The following is a 19,391-nucleotide window of genomic DNA, read 5'->3' as shown; positions in this document are numbered from 1 at the left end:
ACAATTGTTGTCAGTTATTTTTTAAATGCGGCTACAAGCTGTTCACCCAGCTCCATGTTCATGGCTGAGCCTTCAATCGATTGGCGAGTATCATCAATAATCTGCTCCATACTCTGTTTGATCTCTTCTGAACTGCTCAGTTGTTGTTGAACCTGAGTGATGGTTTCATTTACCAAATCAGAACTAGACTGCGCCATAGTCACCAACTCTTGAAGATTTGTGATCGTGCTATCAGCAATGGTGACACTGCCTTCGATAATGGTGGCCACATCTTTTTGCTTATTGATAATAGACGCGGACACATCCATAATTTTTGTCATTTCACTTTGAATCTGATCGGCAGATTGGTTAGCAGTATTGGCCAATGAACGAACCTCATCTGCTACTACGGCAAAACCACGCCCGTGCTCACCCGCACGCGCGGCTTCAATCGCGGCATTTAGCGCTAATAAGTTGGTCTGTTCAGCAATGCCTTTAATCGACTCGACCAGCTGTCCTATATTTCGGTTATTGTTATCTAAACTGGTAAGAAGCTCTGTAAATTCAGATATATAGGTTGATGAACTGGTAATGTTACTGGCTAGGTCATTAAGTTGATTAATACCTGTCTCAGAGATTTGTGCCGTATTTTGTGCCGATTTCAGTGATTCATTAGAAATAGACTCAATGTCACTTGACTGGTCGATAAAGGACTGAATCGACAGGTAGCTATTTTCAACGTTGTTCAGACGTTGAGTTGAGGCCTGATTAACGTTTTTTGCATTATCTGCCACACGTTGAGCCATCTCTAAAGGAGCGCTATCCATGAGTTGTTCAAAGAGTTTATTTTGGGCGCGAAGATGGGTGAGTTCTGCTTCGTCAATGATAACGCTGCCTGCGGGGAGTTTACGCGAACCAAAAATATTTAACATAGTATCTACCTGATTAAGAAGTTTTTGTGCTTAGAATCGCTTCAACGCTTGAGTAGGTTGAAACACAATAGGGGACGCAGTAGGTCAGTAGGATTTTAATGACAACAGTTAATGATAACTCTCCTGCTATCAATACATCTAGCTGATTAATGAGCATTAAAATGGTCCCCACAATGAGTGAGATTTTTGTTGAACGGGATACCACGTTGCGGTGAGTTGCTACGCTTAACCACTGATTTATACTTTTCATACACCATCATACTACTGTGTTATTTAACAGTACGTTAACGCGCTCTGCACTTAATTGCAAAGGAAGTAACATAAAGTGTGCTCTGAACAATTATCCTACTTTAAATATAGACTACACTTGCTAATAAGTAGATAAGGGAGGATTTATGACAATACATCAAGAGCTCACACTTCATTGCAGTAAAGATAAGGTCTTTTCTGCTCTAACTGACTCTAACACGTTTGCGAAATTTACGGGGGCTCCTGCCGTTATTGATGCATGTGTTGGCGGCGAATTTTCCTGCTTTAATGACATGATCTCGGGTGTGACCGTAGACATTGTAGCTGATAACTATCTTGTTCAAGCGTGGCGTGCGGGGACTTGGGATAGCAATGTCTTCTCTATCGTGAAAATTGAGTTGATTGCGGTTTCAGAACAGGAAACACGACTACTTTTTGAGCACAAAGGGTACCCTGAAGATCAGAAAGAGCACCTTTGTATTGGCTGGCATGAGCGTTATTGGAAACCAATGACTAAATATGTTGAGGCGACTTAATACGTAGACGTAGAGTGTAACTTCTCTGATTCAACCTGCGCAATGATCACTCTGTTACGACCATTGAGTTTGGCTCTATACAAGGCTTCATCAGCGCGTTTTAACTGCTTTTTATACTCTTGTTATAACGTTTGAATGTTGAGAGCTGTTACTGCACCGATAGAAATGCTTACGTTCAATTTTCCAACTTTAGAATCAACCGGGAGAGTACAAATTGCTGATCGGATCGTTTCAAGCTGGTTAAGTGGTGGTTGATGGCCCTGAAGCAAACAGACAAACTCCTCACCTCCCCAGCGGACCACAATATCGCCATCGGGTAAGGTCTCTTTTAATCGTTGAGCAACTTCAATCAGCACTTCATCACCGACATCATGGCCATAAGTATCATTGATGGATTTAAATTTATCCAGATCCAGAATAGCGATTGAGCAGCGCGCTGATGCCGTCTGCGACGTGGGGCGATCTGCTAAGTATTGGTCTAGGTAGCGACGATTAAAGAGTCCGGTTAATGAACAGGTTGTTGTTTGAACGGTGAGTTCTTGGTTACGAAAAAACATAATACATAATCCAAGGGTTAACGCTGAAACAGCGACGAAAATAATGTAGCCTCGAAATTTTTGTTGCTCAATTCGTACTGTATTGAGCTCATCTTTGACGGTCAATAAGTGATTGTTCTGCTCTATCTGTTTGACATTGAATTTTTGTTCTAAATAGTAAAGTTCGCTTTTTCTTTTATCAAATAACATCGCATTATTACCATGGTAATAACTCTTTAAATGTGCCAATGAGTGGTTAATCTGTTTCTGTGTTTCATAAAAGCTTGCCAGGTGCATATGGGTTGTAATGGCCCATCTTTTACTGCCCACCTCATTAAACAGTGATAACGCTTTTATAAGGTCCGACTCTATATGGCTATCTTGTTCAAGAGCGATATTTATTTTTGCTTTAAGAAGGTAGCACTGACCTTGTTGTAGTTTATATTTTGGCGCATGAGGGCGTAGCAGGCAAGCATTGCTAGCTTCAAGCGCTTGTTGGTACTGCCTTTCAGATAAGAGCAGGTCTGATTTAGCTTTAAGCAAAATAACATCCAACCGTTCATTCAGTGTGTTTGTGAAATAGGACTCTGCTTGTTCATACGCGATGCGGGCTTTTTCATTAAGATTTTGACTTAAATAGAGAAATGATTCGTTGGTGAACAGTATTAGCATTACGTCGTCATTGGCACTGTTATTATTCTTATAGTGCTCTTTAGCTTGGTTAATAAAGATTAACGCTTTGTCCCACTCCTCTAAATAGATATATAAGAGGGCCAGATTCACGGTGCTTATGCCGTTATAGATATTTTTTGGGTACTTTTCACCTAATTTCAACGCCTTATGAAAGTAGGTTTGAGCTTCAACGGATTCCGTTCTTATATTATGTATCACGCCAGCGGTATTGTAGGACTTCATCAATAACGATTCGTATTGGATTGACTCTGCAATGGTGATGGCTTTTTTAATCAATTGACTTGCGTCGTCCAACTCGCCTTGTTTGGCATGTTCTATCGATCTATCAGTTAGCCGTGTTGCTTGGAGCCATGACATGCCATCTGTCTCTGATAACAGTGCTAAGCTCTTTTCGTAGCTGCTTGTACTCCCGGTGCTTTTTTCCAGGTTGGCAATATTAAGCAAAATCATCAAACGATAGGCAAGGTAAATGGGACTCTCAATTTTAGGATGTGATTGATTAAGGTTGTTCAAGTCGCTACGTGCTTGCTTTGGGTCTACTCGCGATTGTTCGAGAAGCGTAATCAGTTGTTGACCATAAGGGGTTTTATTTAGCTCATCTTTAGGACTAAAAACACTCGGTTCAATCGGATGTGTTACAGGGGTATCTATCGTTCTAAAGTGATAGATACTGAGCAATAGGCATATTGATATAATGACAAAAAGTGCTCGGATGAACGTTGGGTTTTTCATGTTTTCTATCAAAAATGTAAGGGAGTGGAGATATTTTAACGGAATGGCGTTCTGCTGGCAATGACATTTCAGCATGACCAATATCATAAGCTTCGACTTTATTACTGGAAAAAACTTAACGAGTTATTTTAAATGACAATATGACATCTAATTCATATTTCCATTTAAATAGTGGATAGTTATTCTATTTTTATTCCATTTTTTATTTATGGAATATTATTTCTCATAAATAAAATTATTATTTCTTCAATTAAAACAACATCATATATTGATATTTTTATATTTAATTGTAATTACCAAGGTGTTGGACGGTATTTGTGAGCGTTTACAATAATGTTTTTGATTTATAGTAATATATTATTTCTAGTTGGTTAATAACCAATTTTTTATATTTAAATAATGCCAGCTTTATAAATTAATAAATATTTAATATTCCAAATTAGAGCCGCTGTATATACAAGGTGATAAAGAGGTTGAGTGCAAAAATACTTAACATGTCACGAGGGGTATAGGAAGTGGATGCCTAAATTGGTCATTGGCTCGACATAAATTCTGCCGAGCAGTTTATGGAGAAATGATTATGACAAGTGTTGCAATACCGCGCATTTTAAAGTTTAAAACCTTTCCAAGTGCTTTTACGATTCTGTTTATTATTACCCTGTTAGCCGTTGCCTGTACCTGGCTGATTCCGGCTGGTGCCTACTCAAAGCTGACTTACAGCACTGAGTCTGGAATGTTACAAATTCTTACTCCAGCGGGGGATGTGTCTAGTATCGAACCGACGCAATCTGAGCTAGACAAGCTAGGAGTTAATATTAAGGTAGATCAATTTACGGGGGGGATCATTCGTAAACCCATTGCGGTGCCTGGTACCTATGAACGTGTTGCACCTATCCATAAGGGCATCGAGGATGTAACGAAAAGCATGGTAGAAGGCACTATTGAAGGGGCTGATGTTATTGTGTTTATTCTCGTTCTTGGAGGCATGATCGGAGTGGTAAATGCCACCGGCTCGTTTAATTCAGGGTTGATTGCCTTATCAAAGAAAACCAAAGGACGTGAATTTACCTTGGTATTTTCCGTTTGTCTTGTCATGGCGTTGGGGGGAACCACATGCGGTTTGGAAGAGGAGGCGGTTGCTTTTTATCCTATCCTAGTGCCTATTTTTCTTGCCATGGGGTACGACTCCATAGTGTGTGTCGGCGCAATCTTCTTAGCTGGGTCAATGGGAACCACTTTCTCAACCATTAACCCTTTCTCTGTGGTTATCGCCTCGAATGCAGCAGGGATCCCGTTTACGGCGGGTATTGAGTTTAGAATATTCGGATTGATTGTGGGTTTTGCTGTCGTGGTCGCTTACCTTTATTGGTATTGTAAAAAAATCAAAAAAGACCCTAGTTTTTCATATACCTATGAAGACCGTGAGAAATTTGAAGCGCGTTATATGTCTGATGTTGATATGACCCATGAAATTCCTTTTACCGCTCGTCGAAAGTTAATTCTGACCCTGTTTACGCTTGCTTTTCCTTTGATGATTTGGGGGGTATCAGTTGGAGGGTGGTGGTTCCCAAGCATGGCGGCATCCTTTTTAGCCATCACTATCGTGATCATGTTCATTTCAGGTTTGCCCGAAAAGAAATTGGTTGAATCCTTTACTAAGGGGGCGTCTGAATTAGTCGGGGTCTCTTTGATCATCGGTTTGGCTCGTGGTGTCAACCTGGTGCTCGAGAATGGAATGATTTCCGATACGATTCTCTATGCCGCTTCTGATTTAGTCATGGGCATGGAGGGGACGGTGTTCATCGTGGTGCAGATGTTGGTGTTTGCACTGTTGGGTTTTATTGTACCGTCATCATCTGGCCTCGCAGTGTTGTCTATGCCCATTATGGCTCCTCTTGCTGATACGGTGGGTATTCCGCGTGAAATTGTGGTGTCTGCGTATAACTGGGGACAGTATGCAATGCTGTTTTTAACCCCAACGGGATTGGTACTGGCGACACTGCAAATGTTGGATATGTCTTACAATAAGTGGTTGAAGTTTGTCTGGCCAATGGTGCTGTTTGTTTTGGGATTTGGTGCTTTGATGCTCACCATACAGGTGGCGATGATTTAAGCAACGAAGGAAAATAAAAAGGAAGTAAAACGCAAGCCGGGGGAGCCTACGTTTTACTTCCTATCTGTTATTGATGATTAATGAAAGGGCGTTTACTTACTAAAGAAAGCGCGTTTTAGTGCGGCTTCTAAGCCACGAACTTCCGCTAGACCTTTCAAACGACCAATCGCAGAGTAACCTGGGTTGGTTTTCTTCGTGAGGTCATCGAGCATTTGGTGACCATGATCTGGACGCATTGGAATCAGGCGCATGTCGCCATTATCTTCACGGCGCTGCTCCTCTTTCAAGATCTCCATCACAACGTTGTACATATCAACATCACCATCTAAGTGAGCAGCTTCGTGGAAGCTCAGTTGATTCTCTTCACGCTGAGTTGAACGCAAATGAGTAAAGTAAATACGATCGCCATACTGCTTGATCATGTTGACTAAGTCATTATCGCCACGGACACCATAAGAGCCGGTACACATGGTAATACCATTCATTTTACTCGGCACATTAGTGGTTAGCCATTCAATATCATCAATGGTCGAAACAACGCGTGGCAAACCAAGAATAGGACGCGGTGGATCATCTGGGTGAATCGCCATCTTTAACCCTTCTGAGTCACAGATTGGCATTAACGCTTGTAAAAATAGCGCTAAATTCTCACGCAGAGTCTCTTTATCAATATTTGAATAACGATCTAACTGAGTTTGAAACTCACCGAGCGTATACCCCTCTTCTGCACCAGGAAGACCTGCAATGATGTTAGAGGTTAGCTGATCAATGTCCGCTTGCGACATCGCTTCAAAATAGTTTTTTGCTTCATTTTGCTCTTTTTCTGAGTAATCTTGCTTAGCATTTGGGCGTTTTAAAATGAATAACTCAAACGCTGCAAATGCAATTTGGTCAAAACGGAGTGCACGAGACCCATCAGGCATTTCAAATTCAAGATCGGTACGAGTCCAATCAAGTACAGGCATGAAGTTATAACAGACAGTATCAATGCCGCAATCGGCTAAATTCTGCAGAGTCTGTTTGTAGTTCTCTATCCATTGCAGATAGTTTCCTGAGCGAGTTTTGATCTCTTCATGTACAGGAACACTCTCTACAACTGACCACGTTAAGCTTTTCGCTTCAATGATCGCTTTGCGTTTTAGGATCTCTTCTTTGGTCCATACTTCACCATTTGGAATGTGATGAAGTGCATTGACGATTCCTGTGGCTCCTGCCTGACGAATATCATTTAAAGAGACAGGATCATTAGGGCCGTACCAGCGCCAAGTTTGTTCCATGACAACCACCTTTAATTTTGACATAGCAAAGCCGTCGGTAATTATTTACCGAAAAAGCTTGCTGATAATAAATGTTGAACCACCAAAAATTGGCGGAGGTTAGGAGTACAGTTACACTGTATTCTTAATATGTACGACGGGATTCGAGCTGAATAGATAACCATCAAAATTAGGGTCATCAATATCAGACAGTTCGAGCAGTCGCTGTTTTACATTTTCAAGGTGTTGCCACATAGAGTGTTTGGCAGCAATTGGGTCTTTACGTTGCATAGCAGACAAAATTTGAGCATGGTCTTCAAGCCACTCTTTTCGGTAGTCACGGCCAATGATTCGAGAATGCAGCTTTTGCCACATTGGACTCTGTTCACGACGCTCCCAAGAGTGTTTTAACATATCCACTAATACTGAATTTTGAGTGGCTTCAGCAATACATAAATGAAACTGTTCGTCACCGACACTGTCACTGCTGTTATTGGCAAGCTCTTCTCTTTCCAGTTTTAATGCGGCACGCATTTTGACAATATCACCCGGCGTGACTTGAATAGCAGCAAACTCTGCAATATTACTTTCAAGTAGCTGGCGGGCTTGTAGCATCTCAAATGGGCCGGCATCATCACTAATAATGGCTTCTCTTCCGTGGGATTTATTAGGAATGTTGATGACATAGACACCTGAACCTTTTCTGACTTCAACCAGGTTCTCTAGCTCCAACATGATTATTGCTTCACGAACGACAGTACGGCTCACATTTAACTGCTCTGCGATATCGCGTTCAGGAAGTAGACGTTCACCGACAGGGTATACGCCTTCAATAAGCTGTTGACGCAAGATCAAACCAAGTTCTTGGTATGGTCTTTTGGGTTCAAATAGCATCATAATATTTTTGCTCGGATTCATTGCACTACTTACGCAATCATAGCGACCAATTATAATTGGTCAACCTGTTTATCTTTTGTTACAACACCTTTGTGAGTAGCCAGTAACTTTTACTGACTACTGCACATGTTATTACGGTTCAGTTAGTTAACGGCTTTGATCTCTTCAACCAGAGTGTGTAACTCAGGGTTAGAGGTCTTAATCTCGTTATACATAGGTTTTACTGCATCACGGAAAGCGGCTTTGTTTGGAGTCACAAAGGTGACGCCCATTTTTTCTGCTTTAGCGCGCTCTGCTTTTTCAGACTTGTCCCATAGCTCTTTCATCAGTTCCATAGAATCTAATGCCGCTTTTTTTACGATTTTCTGATATTCAGGTGTTAAACCGTCGTATGATTTTGTAGAAATAACAAGAACATCAGGAACCATAGTGTGCTCATCTAAGCTGAAGAACTTAGCGACTTCACTGTGACGGCTTAAACTGAATGATGGGATGTTGTTTTCAGCAGCATCAACCACACCTTGCTGTAGAGCGGTATACAACTCACCGTAGGCAAGAGGTGTTGGGCTTCCGCCTAAACCTTTAACCATGCTGATTGCAGATGGACTTGGTTGAACACGTACTTTAAGACCTTTTAGATCTTCTGGAGTATTAATTGGTTTAGACGTGTAGAAGCTACGAGCGCCTGCTGCGTAATACGTTAGACCAATAAATCCACTCTCTCTTGAAGAAGCAAGAATTTTCTCACCAATAGCACCTTCTGTGATGCTGTTGTAGTGCTCTTTATCACGGAAAAGGTAAGGCAGGTTAAACGCTGAATAATCTGCTGAAAATGCTTCCATTTCTGCTGCGTTGGTTTTCACCATATCAAGAGCGCCGTTTTGCATTAGCTCCATTGATTCACGCTGAGTACCAAGCTGTGCATCAGGGTAGATACGAATTTTGACTTCACCATTGGTGAGCTCTTTTACCTCTTTCGCCATCTGGGTCATCGCTTTATGTACCGCATGGTCGCGGTTGTGGTTATGGCTTAATTTCAGTGTCGTAGCTGCAAAAGCTGATGCAGAGGTACCGATAGTAAGGGCGGCACCAATTACTGCTGTCAGGATAGTTTTACGCATAGTCATTTCATCATTCTCCGTGATTTTTGTTTCGTCAGTGTAAGGTATGAATCTGAGGTGATAGTGCGACTATTTTTCAAATTGGTCAAAAACAAAATGCCAATTGGTTGACCAATGTCACGATAATTTGATCTGAATTGGTCAACCAATATTGTTGTGACGAAGTTCACATGACAATTTGTGCAGGTTATCTATACTTCGCTGGAATTATCTTAATAGTGACACAGACATTGATAATAATTGGTCAACCTATGTACTAGTTCAGTGTCGTATTTAAAGGAAGCAGTAATGAACAAAGCAGTTGGTTACATTAATAAAAGTTTGGCGTGGTTCACTATATCGCTCTCTACTTTCTTAGTTTTTTGTGTGATTTGGCAGGTAATCTCCCGTTATGTCATTGGTAAACCAAGCACAGTAACAGACGAGATGGCTAGATATCTCTTTATGTGGGTCGCATTAATTGGTGCTGCTTATACGACTGGTATGAAACGACACTTAGCGATTGATTTATTAACCATGAAGTTGACGGGAAAGCGCAAACTGATAAATGAAATATTCATACAATTAGCGATTGCGCTCTTCGCATCTGTCGTTTTGGTGTATGGCGGTTTTAACCTCGCAATGAAGACCTTATCAACGGGGCAGGTAACCCCGGCTTTAGGGATACAAATGGGTTATGTCTACTACTGCTTACCAATTAGTGGTCTCTTGATGATTTTCTACTCTGCGGTTTTCGGTTCAGAGAAAGTAAAAGAACTCATTGAAATTAAATAATATTCGCTGAAAAGCAAACCTTAATCATTTTAAAAGGACACCATCATGGAATGGCAGGTAATTCTGACACTATTTGGTAGCTTCGCTGTACTGTTAACACTCGGGATCCCAGTATCCTTTGCAATTGGTCTATCTTCACTCGCAACGATCATGTTATCTCTTCCTTTAGAGCCTGCTATTGCAGTGGTTGCACAACGTATGGCGGCAGGTTTAGATAACTTCGCACTATTAGCAATTCCATTCTTTATTCTTGCTGGCAACATCATGAATCAAGGTGGCATCGCGATTCGCCTTATTAACTTCGCGAAAGTACTGGGTGGCCGACTACCGGGTTCTCTGGCACACGTAAACGTGATGGCCAATATGATGTTTGGTTCTATTTCTGGTTCAGCGGTTGCGTCAGCCGCAGCGGTTGGTGGAACAATGGCACCTCTACAGAAAAAAGAGGGTTATGACGAGAACTTTTCAGCTGCTGTTAACATTACCTCTTGTCCTACCGGGCTTCTGATCCCACCAAGTAATACATTAATTGTATTTTCATTGGTATCGGGTGGAACCTCAATCGCAGCGCTTTTCCTAGCAGGTTATATCCCGGGCATTATCATGGGCCTGAGTTTAATGATTGTGGCTGGCTTTATTGCTAAGCGTCGCGGCTATCCTGTCGCTGAAAAACCGACATTGGCCCAAGTTTGGGATACCACCTTAAAAGCGCTACCTTCACTTACATTGATTGTTGTGATCATGGGCGGCATCATTGGTGGTATCTTTACCGCGACGGAAGCCTCGGCAATTGCAGTGCTTTACACCTTCACACTGGCAGTGGTGTTCTATCGTGAAGTGAAAATAACGCAACTGCCTGGAATTATCCTTGAGTCTGCAGTGACTACCTCAATTGTACTGTTATTGGTCGGCGCTTCAATGGGCATGTCATGGGCAATGGCGAATGCCGATATCCCTTATATGATTGCAGATACGTTGCTGGCTATCTCTGATAATCCATTGGTTATTCTGTTGATCATCAACGTGATTCTATTGATTGTCGGTATCTTTATGGATATGACGCCAGCGGTACTGATCTTCACGCCAATCTTCTTACCAATCGCATTAGACTTAGGCGTTGACCCTGTGCACTTCGGTATCATGATGACGTTTAACTTGGCCATCGGTATCTGTACACCTCCTGTAGGTAGTGCACTGTTTATCGGTTGTTCTGTTGCCAAGATCTCTATCGATAAAATCATTAAACCGTTGCTGCCTTTTTATGCAGCACTGGTTGCCGCATTAATGGCGGTAACGTTTATTCCTGAACTGAGTCTGTTCCTACCTCGTTTAGTATTGGGTTACTAATTACTCGTTTCAGTAACCACTTATTGTAGTAGTGCCTTGTCAGTGTTTACTGATGAGGCCACGGAGAGAAAGATGAATCAAAACATTAGCAATATCTCGCTCAACGAATCGGTCAACCAACCAACTTACGACCGTTCAGCGCTTAAATCCCGTATTGTACACTTAGGGTTTGGTGCGTTTCATCGCGCTCACCAAGGTCTCTTCACTGATGAGGTTGCGGGAAAATCGAACAGTGATTGGGGGATCTGCGAAGTTAACTTATTCGGTGGGGAAGCTCTGATCACCTCACTTCGTGAACAGAACCATCTTTATACCGTGGCTGAAAAAGGCGCACAAACAACAGACGTGAAAGTGATCGGTTCAGTGACTGAATCACTGCACCCAGTACTTGACGGTATTGAAACCGTGATAGAAAAAATGGCCGAACCACAAGTGGCGATTGTCTCTATGACCATCACAGAAAAAGGGTACTGCGCGGATCCGGCAACGGGCACATTAGACAAAAATAACGCGTTAGTGATTGCTGATCTTGCCAATCCAACAGAGCCTAAATCAGCATTGGGTTACATTGTTCAATCGCTGAAACTGCGTCGAGATCGCGGTATTGCTCCATTTACTGTTATGTCTTGCGATAACGTACAAGAGAATGGTCATGTTGCCAAAGCGGCGGTTTTAGAGTTTGCTGCTCTGCTCGATGCTGAGCTTGGCCAGTGGATCGAACAGAACGTGACGTTCCCATGCACTATGGTTGACCGCATTGTTCCCGCTGCAACCGAAGAGACACTGACTGAAATTACCGATCTACTTGGCATCAACGATCCATGTGGTATCGCGTGTGAACCGTTCCGTCAGTGGGTGATTGAAGACAACTTTGTTGCGGGCCGTCCTGAATGGAACATCTCAGGGGCTGAATTTGTGGATGATGTAGTGCCTTACGAAGAGATGAAACTTCGTATGTTGAATGGCAGTCACTCATTCCTTGCTTACCTAGGCTACTTAGGCGGGTATGCACATATCTCTGACACCATGACCGATCAAGGCTACCGCAAGGCGGCTCTTGATATGATGATGCAAGCACAAGCGCCATCACTGACCATGCCAGAAGGAACCGATCTTGAAGGGTATGCAAAGCTGCTTATTGAGCGATTTACTAATCCAAGCTTGAAGCATAAAACCTGGCAGATTGCGATGGATGGCAGCCAAAAGATCCCTCAGCGCATGGGCGGCAGTCTACGTTTTCACCTTGAGCAAGGCACTGATTTTAAATGGCTTGCTGCGGGTATTGCTGGTTGGATGCGTTTTGTTTCTGGTGTTGATGAGCAAGGTAAAGAGATTGATGTACGCGATCCGATGGCAGAGATGTTGCGCGGCGTGTGCGAACAGCACGGTCTGAATGCAACGGTGGTTCCAGCCCTGTTAGCTGTTGAAGCTATTTTCGCGCCAGAAATTGGTCAAAATGCGCAAGTGATTGAAGCGGTGACAAACGCGTATCAATCCCTTATCGACAATGGTGCTAAAGCCACTGTTGCTGCACTGTAATTTACACATAGGATCGGAGAGATAAAATGAAAACATTTATGTGTGACGATTTTCTGTTAACAAATGAAACAGCGCGCCGCTTGTATCACGAGTTTGCTAAAGACTTGCCAATTTATGACTACCACTGCCACTTAAATCCACAAGAAGTGGCACAAGATCGTCAGTTTGCTAACTTAAGCCAAATATGGCTTGAAGGTGATCACTACAAATGGCGTGGCATGCGCAGTGCGGGAGTTGCAGAATCATTAATTACTGGCACTGATGCATCAGATTATGACAAATACATGGCGTGGGCGAAAACCGTACCACAAACGATAGGAAACCCTCTGTACCACTGGAGTCACCTAGAGCTGCGTCGTCCATTTGGTATCGTTGGCAAACAATTAAGCCCTGACACTGCCGACTCAATTTGGCATGAGTGTAATGAACTGCTGGCCACGCCTGAGTTCTCCGCGCGCGGCATTATGAAACAGATGAATGTTGTCATGGGAGGAACGACGGACGATCCAATTCATACCCTTGAGCACCACAAAGCGATCGCATTAGACAGCAGCTTTGATGTGGAAGTGACCCCAAGCTGGCGTCCAGACCGAGCCTTTAAGATTGAGTTAGGTGGATTTTCTGAGTATATGCAGCTGCTTGGTGAAGTCGCCGATGTTGAGATAAGCCGTTTTGAGCACCTATTAACGGCGTTAGATCGCAGACTGGATCACTTTGCTCTGCACGGTTGTAAGGCAGCCGATCACGGTATTGAAGTGGTTCGTTTTGCTTACGTACCATCAGAGCAGGAGCTGGATGCCATTCTCTCTAAACGTCTAATTGGCGAAACGTTAACTGAAACTGAAATTGATCAGTTTTCAACGGCTGTGCAAGTGTGGTTAGGCAAGCAGTACGCCAAACGTGGCTGGGTAATGCAATTGCATATTGGTGCACAACGTAATAACAGTTCTCGTATGTTCTCGTTACTTGGTGCTGATGCCGGTTTTGATTCAATCAGCGATCGTACCTTCTCCGCTCAGCTCTCCTCTCTGCTTGATGCGATGGACATGAGCAATGAGTTACCAAAAACGATTCTTTACTGCTTGAACCCACGCGATAATGAGATGATGGCCACCATGATGGGTAACTTCCAAGGTGGCGGCATCGCAGGCAAAATACAATTTGGTTCTGGCTGGTGGTTTAACGATCAAAAAGATGGCATGGAGCGTCAACTGGAGCAGTTGTCACAGTTGGGACTATTGAGCCAGTTTGTCGGTATGCTGACCGATTCACGTAGCTTCTTATCGTATACTCGCCATGAATATTTCCGTCGTATTTTGTGTAACATGATCGGTAAATGGGTCGAAAATGGTGAAGCACCTAATGACATCAACCTGCTCGGTAAGATGGTGACGGATATCTGCTTTAATAATGCAAAGTCATATTTCCGCTTACCAGGAGATAACGCATGAAACGAATAGCCATTATCGGCGAGTGTATGATAGAGCTGAATGGTTCACCATTTGGTGATATGAGGCAGTCGTACGGTGGTGACAGCTTAAATACGGCAGTCTATCTGGCGCGTACCGCTGGTGAAACTGTCTCGGTTGATTACATCAGTGCCCTTGGGTGTGATGCATTAAGTGATGGCATGCTGACGCTTTGGCAAGACGAGGGGGTAAATACCGAGTATGTATTACGCGACCCTCATCGCCAGCCCGGTCTATATTTGATTCAACTTGATGATCAAGGTGAGCGCACTTTCCTATATTGGCGTGACCAGTCTGCCGCCAAACATATGATGCAGCACCCTGAATTTACGAAGATTGAAGCGCACCTGAACAGTGTAGATATGGTCTATTTAAGTGGTATCAGTTTAGCCATATTACCTGCGGAAGATAGACAAAAAATGATCACGCTGCTGCAAGGTTTGTCTGCCAATAAGGTACAAATAGTGTTTGATACTAACTATCGACCAGCCTTGTGGAAAGATGTAGCCGAAGCGCAACACTGTTATCAGCAGGTATTTGCGATCACCGACATTGCATTGGTTACCAACGATGATGAACGCGCATTATGGTGTGATGTGAATGATGAGATGACTCTGAATCGTTTGCAAACCAGTGGCGTAAAACAAGCGGTACTGAAGATGGGGGCGGAAGGCTGCCTGTATCAGCACTTCGAGCGTGAACAGAGTGAGTGGATTACCACGACACCTGTGGAGCATGTTGTCGATACGACATCGGCAGGTGATGCCTTTAACGCAGGATTCATTGCGGGGACTTTAAGCGGTAAATCGCCTGTAACCTCTGCACTGCAAGGGCACCTATTAGCAGGAACGATCATTCAGCATAAAGGGGCTGTCATCCCAGCAGCTGCAACAAAAACGATTAACTTTAATTAATTACAACGAATTTACTATCAAGGAATTATTCAATGAGCACTATCATCGAGCAACTTGCCGCCGTAAAAATTATCCCAGTGATCGCTATTGACCGTGCTGAAGATATTATCCCATTAGGTAAAGCTCTGGCTGACAATGGCTTACCTGCTGCAGAAATCACCTTTCGTTCAGACGCCGCGGTAGAAGCGATTCGTCTTTTAAGAGCAGCGCAACCTGACATGTTAATTGGCGCGGGTACGGTGCTTAATCGTGAACAAGCAATAGCGGCAAAAGAAGCGGGTGCAACGTTTGTTGTTTCCCCTGGTTTTAACCCAAATACCGTTAAAGCGTGTCAAGAGATTGGTATCGATATCGTTCCTGGTGTGAACAACCCATCAACCATTGAAGCGGCACTGGAAATGGGATTAACCACGTTGAAATTCTTCCCTGCAGAAGCGTCGGGTGGTATTAACATGGTGAAATCTCTGCTGGCGCCATACTCGCAAGTTACTTTGATGCCAACGGGTGGTGTGAACCCTAAAAATGTAAAAGACTATCTTGCTATTGACCGAGTGTTTGCATGTGGAGGCACTTGGATGGTTGATAAGAAGATGATCAATGAAGGTCGCTGGGAAGAGATTGGTCGTTTAGCGCGTGAAGCTGCAGACATGGTGAGCTAATGCTAGCGGCAAACAATACACTATTGGTCTGGAATGATGCACAGATTCCGCACCAAATCTGGTTAGAACAGCAGCCTTTAGGTTGCCGTATCGTGATGAAAATAGTGAAAGATGTAGAACCGGAATTATTGGTTTGCGATCTTAACGATATTCATGAAAACGATCTGATACAGAGCTGGAAGGGGGAAGCGTTCTCAGTCAGCCCTGCTTATAATGACGGTGCTCTGTTTAGTCAGACTCGCGTGTTATTTAACTTGGCAACGGGTTGTGTGGTCTGGATTGTCACACACATTGCGATGCCAGATGGTCAGAAAATGTCTGCCGACCGTTTGGTGTTTGTGCCTAACATGAATGCCAAGAGAGAAAAATTAGCCGCTGTGGATAGTCTATAATAATAAGTGGTCCAATAAACATCTCTGACATAGCCAATGAGGTCTCTTATTGGCTATTTTTTTATCGTTCAGAAGTGAAAAGTTTGGCCATCTCGGGCTAGGAATAGCTGGTCAGTAAAGTGCTCGGGATGCTCCATTGCCCAAGAGTCTAGTTGGTGGCTGACATGGATTAGCCCCATAGATTTAATTGGGTACTGATGTTTGATACGAGTAGCAATAGTGAGGTCATTGTGATTACAGGATGCAGTGTCTAGCAGCGGAGGGTGATTGCAATCCAATAGCATAAGATCAATGTCGATATTGTGGAGCATGTTTTGAGTGTGCACAGGAAAGTTGATGGTGTCGGTGAAGTAGGCAAGCCGTTGGTTGTTGTACTCAAATATGTACCCAAAGCATAACTTTGAATGCTGCATCGGCACAGGGGTGATGGTAATACCTTGCCAGTTGAAAGGTTGAAACTCCACAAGTGCTTTAAACTGCAGAATCCCCGGGTGTTTGTACAAATCGTCACAACCCATCACATCGGGCGGGGAGAACACGGGAATAGTCTCCCCAACCCCCCAGCGCAGATCAAACAGTGACTGAACGTGATCCATATGAAAATGAGTCAGCAGTATCGCATCAATAGTACCAGGCGAAAATAGACTCATTAACTTGGGGTGATTGGCATCCAGTAGTAAGGTTTTGCCATTGCAGGTGATCACTGCAGACGTTTTTCCTCTTCGGTACTGCGGATGTTGGTGAGCGCGTTGGCACGCCGGACACTGACACCCGTAAACGGGTAGATGACCGACGTTGCCTGTCCCTAATAGGGTTAACTGCACAGGGGAGACTCCTCATGAAGTTTGTGAAAAAAGCGTTCAACACTTTGCGATATTTCGCCACTGTTATCAATGACCCACGCCTCAGTCGGCATGGAGGATTGGTAGTGGATTGCGCGCTGGATTCGGTCATGAATTTGTGTATCCGATTCACGTCCACGATCTTGAAGTCGAGCTCGCAGCTGTGACATCTCTACGGTAATCCAAACCGGTATGAGCTGCTCACCAAAACGCTGTTTTGCTTTGGGGTAGTATTCCCGAGAGCCATTGAGTAACACATTTTGACCTTGCTCTAACCAGTGCTCTATCTCTTTACCTACTCCATAGTAGAGTCCATTTGCATGCCAACACATAGAGAAGAGTTCCATCTCCACACGGTGGTGAAACTCGGCTTCAGTCAATGCGATGTGGTTTTCGTTCCCACTGTCTGCAGGACGAGTAATATATCGATGAGCCACTTGCATCGAGAGACGAGGGTCAGAACGAAGCGCTTGAATCACCGTGTCTTTACCACAGCCGGACGCGCCCATAATGTAGAATAGATTGGCCATGATCCCTCCTTATTAATACACTAACTGGCCTTTACGCCATGCACGTTGAACATAGGCTTGGCCTTCAACGAGATCCACCAAGATAAGATCTGCGCGTTTACCCACCTCAATCGAGCCACGATCGTGTAAATTTAAGGCATTGGCTGGATTTAGGGTTGCCAGTTTGACAGCGCTGGGTAAATCCAGTGCATTACGTGGATCTTCTGCCAGTTTGAATACCGAATCTAATAAGCTTAGTGGAAAATAGTCGGAAGAGAGAACATCAAGCACCCCCATCGAGGCCAATTCATAGGCGGCGACATTACCAGAGTGCGAACCACCGCGAACCACATTGGGTGCGCCCATTAATACATGCATCCCCAATTGATGTGAGCGTTTTGCCGCCTCAATAGTGGTTGGGAATTCGGCCAGTACTAAGCCCAATTCGTGTGACTCTTCAACGTGTTCTTGAGTCGCATCATCATGACTCGCCATAGGGATACCACGTTGATGGCAGAGCTCGACAATGGCACGACGGTTTTTATCTGACCACTGCATGGATAAATCTCGCTGCTCAACTTCATAAGCTTTCATTTCGCTGTCAGTAAGGCCATATTTGCCTTGATAGTACTCATAGTATTTGTCGATATTGACAAACTGACGCTGTCCCGGTGAGTGATCCATCAACGACACCATCTGTACTTGAGGGAGGGCAAGGTAGCGCTCAGCCAATCCATAGGTCGAGGAGTGGGGCAGTTCACAGCGAATGTGCAGTAAGTGTTCACAACGATTCACCCCGCGTCGTTCTGATTCCACTAAGGTTTCAATCATCTTATCGAGATAATCTTGCCTTGTGCCACCATCTCGAACATCACCAATGGCAACGGCGTCTAATACCGTGGTGATACCAGAACCGATTAATTGCGCGTCGTGCGCCGCCATCGCTGAGAAAGGAGGCCAGCTTACTTTTGGTCTAGGAGTGAAGTATTTCTCTAGATTGTCGGTATGAAGTTCGATTAACCCTGGCAGCAACCAGTTTCCTTGGCCATCAATACAGCAGGGATCATCATCGTGTTCACTGGAAATGGACGTGATGATGCCATTTTCTATCTCTATGGTGCCGACCATGATCGCATCTTCTAAAACCATCTGAATATTGGTGATTTTCATGTCAGTATCCTTCTATTGTATTGATGCGCTACGAGGCGTAACAGCTGGGTAAGTGGTGGCGGTTTTTACGTCGAAGAAAATGTCTGCTACGCGCTCACGGACATACTCATCATGGAAAATACCCACAATGGTTGCTCCGCGCTGTTTGGCTTCAGTGATGAGCTGAATAACCTCTTCTCTGTTTTTTTCGTCCAGTGATGCGGTAGGTTCATCCAGTAACAGGATAGGGGCGTCAACGATAAAACCTCTCGCGATGTTCACTCGTTGCTGCTCTCCGCCTGAAAATGTGGCTGGTGCCAAGTGCCATAGGGTTTCCGGCACGTTGAGTCGTTCCAACATACGAGACGCTTTTTGTTCCGCTTCAGGTTTACTGATGCCTCTTTCTAATAGAGGCTGCATCACCACTTCCAAGGCGGAAATTCTTGGGATCACTCGTAAAAACTGGCTGACCCAACCCAAACTTTGCTGCCGTACTTTAATGACCTCTCTCGGTGGGGCGATAGCAATGTCGATCCATTGATCCCCGCTGTAGACCAAAATCTCACCACTGTTCACGCTATAGTTGGCATAGAGTGCGCGTAATAATGTCGATTTCCCTGAACCTGACTCTCCATGCAGCACCAGACATTGTCCAGCATCGACATGAAAGCTGACATCGTTAATCACAGGTAACGTAATGCCTTGCTGGTTATGCAGGACAAAGGATTTATTAATATTTTCTACTCTTAACAT

Annotated in this window: 19 protein-coding genes; 9 read left to right on the top strand and 10 right to left on the bottom strand. The window is 43.9% G+C overall.

Annotated features, from left to right (window positions below):
• Positions 1–14: 14 nt before the first annotated feature.
• Entirely contained in the window at positions 15–911 is an 897-nt protein-coding gene (locus tag L4C32_RS04795) for a methyl-accepting chemotaxis protein (protein WP_428195717.1), read from the bottom strand.
• 13 nt (positions 912–924) lie between these two features.
• Positions 925–1,161, bottom strand: a complete 237-nt coding sequence (gene nrtS / locus L4C32_RS04790; RefSeq protein ID WP_428195716.1) for a nitrate/nitrite transporter NrtS — start codon at positions 1,159–1,161, stop codon at positions 925–927.
• 145 nt (positions 1,162–1,306) lie between these two features.
• Between nrtS and L4C32_RS04785 the strand changes: the two genes are divergently transcribed.
• Positions 1,307–1,696 (top strand): SRPBCC domain-containing protein, encoded by a 390-nt coding sequence (locus L4C32_RS04785; RefSeq protein ID WP_428195715.1) that lies wholly within the window; start codon positions 1,307–1,309, stop codon positions 1,694–1,696.
• Positions 1,697–1,818: 122 nt separating this feature from the next.
• On the opposite strand, the gene L4C32_RS04780 is transcribed toward L4C32_RS04785, so the two are convergent.
• The gene (locus tag L4C32_RS04780; RefSeq protein WP_428195714.1) at positions 1,819–3,657 is read right to left on the bottom strand and encodes a tetratricopeptide repeat-containing diguanylate cyclase; all 1,839 of its coding nucleotides are present in this window, start codon (positions 3,655–3,657) and stop codon (positions 1,819–1,821) included.
• Positions 3,658–4,237: 580 nt separating this feature from the next.
• Here L4C32_RS04780 and L4C32_RS04775 point away from each other — a divergent pair.
• Positions 4,238–5,770 carry a YfcC family protein gene (locus tag L4C32_RS04775; RefSeq protein ID WP_428195713.1) on the top strand — a complete coding sequence of 511 codons (1,533 nt, stop codon included), beginning with the start codon at positions 4,238–4,240 and terminating at the stop codon, positions 5,768–5,770.
• Between the two features lie 92 nt (positions 5,771–5,862).
• Here the strand turns inward: L4C32_RS04775 and uxuA are convergent, their stop codons facing one another.
• From uxuA to L4C32_RS04760, 3 genes are all read right to left on the bottom strand, one after another.
• Positions 5,863–7,047 (bottom strand): mannonate dehydratase, encoded by a 1,185-nt coding sequence (uxuA, locus tag L4C32_RS04770; RefSeq protein WP_428195712.1) that lies wholly within the window; start codon positions 7,045–7,047, stop codon positions 5,863–5,865.
• Between the two features lie 111 nt (positions 7,048–7,158).
• Positions 7,159–7,944, bottom strand: a complete 786-nt coding sequence (locus L4C32_RS04765; protein ID WP_428195711.1) for an FCD domain-containing protein — start codon at positions 7,942–7,944, stop codon at positions 7,159–7,161.
• Between the two features lie 122 nt (positions 7,945–8,066).
• The gene (locus L4C32_RS04760) at positions 8,067–9,050 is read right to left on the bottom strand and encodes a TRAP transporter substrate-binding protein (RefSeq protein WP_428195710.1); all 984 of its coding nucleotides are present in this window, start codon (positions 9,048–9,050) and stop codon (positions 8,067–8,069) included.
• 282 nt (positions 9,051–9,332) lie between these two features.
• Between L4C32_RS04760 and L4C32_RS04755 the strand changes: the two genes are divergently transcribed.
• From L4C32_RS04755 to L4C32_RS04725, 7 genes are all read left to right on the top strand, one after another.
• Complete coding sequence (locus L4C32_RS04755; protein WP_428195709.1) at positions 9,333–9,818, top strand: TRAP transporter small permease; 486 nt, start codon at positions 9,333–9,335, stop codon at positions 9,816–9,818.
• A gap of 45 nt (positions 9,819–9,863) precedes the next feature.
• Positions 9,864–11,165, top strand: a complete 1,302-nt coding sequence (locus L4C32_RS04750; protein WP_428195708.1) for a TRAP transporter large permease — start codon at positions 9,864–9,866, stop codon at positions 11,163–11,165.
• 72 nt (positions 11,166–11,237) lie between these two features.
• Positions 11,238–12,704: a fructuronate reductase gene (locus tag L4C32_RS04745; protein WP_428195707.1), complete on the top strand. Its 1,467-nt coding sequence runs from the start codon at positions 11,238–11,240 to the stop codon at positions 12,702–12,704.
• A 26-nt stretch (positions 12,705–12,730) separates the two neighbouring features.
• Positions 12,731–14,155: a glucuronate isomerase gene (gene uxaC, locus L4C32_RS04740; protein ID WP_428195706.1), complete on the top strand. Its 1,425-nt coding sequence runs from the start codon at positions 12,731–12,733 to the stop codon at positions 14,153–14,155.
• Positions 14,152–15,087, top strand: coding sequence for a sugar kinase (locus L4C32_RS04735; protein ID WP_428195705.1), 936 nt, complete (start codon positions 14,152–14,154; stop codon positions 15,085–15,087). Before uxaC ends, L4C32_RS04735 begins: the two co-directional genes overlap by 4 nt.
• 32 nt (positions 15,088–15,119) lie before the next feature.
• Entirely contained in the window at positions 15,120–15,746 is a 627-nt protein-coding gene (locus L4C32_RS04730; RefSeq protein WP_428195704.1) for a bifunctional 4-hydroxy-2-oxoglutarate aldolase/2-dehydro-3-deoxy-phosphogluconate aldolase, read from the top strand.
• A complete protein-coding gene (locus L4C32_RS04725; protein ID WP_428195703.1) occupies positions 15,746–16,138 on the top strand; it encodes a hypothetical protein in 393 nt (130 codons plus the stop codon). The genes L4C32_RS04730 and L4C32_RS04725 overlap by 1 nt, the downstream gene beginning before the upstream one ends.
• 68 nt (positions 16,139–16,206) lie before the next feature.
• Here the strand turns inward: L4C32_RS04725 and phnP are convergent, their stop codons facing one another.
• The 4 genes from phnP to phnL are packed head-to-tail and all read right to left on the bottom strand — an operon-like array spanning position 16,207 to position 19,391.
• Positions 16,207–16,962 (bottom strand): phosphonate metabolism protein PhnP, encoded by a 756-nt coding sequence (gene phnP, locus L4C32_RS04720; protein ID WP_428195702.1) that lies wholly within the window; start codon positions 16,960–16,962, stop codon positions 16,207–16,209.
• Entirely contained in the window at positions 16,953–17,510 is a 558-nt protein-coding gene (gene phnN, locus L4C32_RS04715) for a ribose 1,5-bisphosphokinase (protein WP_428195701.1), read from the bottom strand. Before phnN ends, phnP begins: the two co-directional genes overlap by 10 nt.
• A gap of 12 nt (positions 17,511–17,522) precedes the next feature.
• Positions 17,523–18,659 carry an alpha-D-ribose 1-methylphosphonate 5-triphosphate diphosphatase gene (gene phnM / locus L4C32_RS04710; protein ID WP_428195700.1) on the bottom strand — a complete coding sequence of 379 codons (1,137 nt, stop codon included), beginning with the start codon at positions 18,657–18,659 and terminating at the stop codon, positions 17,523–17,525.
• A 12-nt stretch (positions 18,660–18,671) separates the two neighbouring features.
• Positions 18,672–19,391: a phosphonate C-P lyase system protein PhnL gene (phnL, locus tag L4C32_RS04705; protein WP_428195699.1), complete on the bottom strand. Its 720-nt coding sequence runs from the start codon at positions 19,389–19,391 to the stop codon at positions 18,672–18,674.

This window comes from Aliivibrio kagoshimensis (assembly GCF_050337105.1).
Classification (GTDB): Bacteria; Pseudomonadota; Gammaproteobacteria; order Enterobacterales; family Vibrionaceae; genus Aliivibrio_A; species Aliivibrio_A kagoshimensis.
This window is presented reverse-complemented; position numbering and strand designations above follow the sequence as displayed.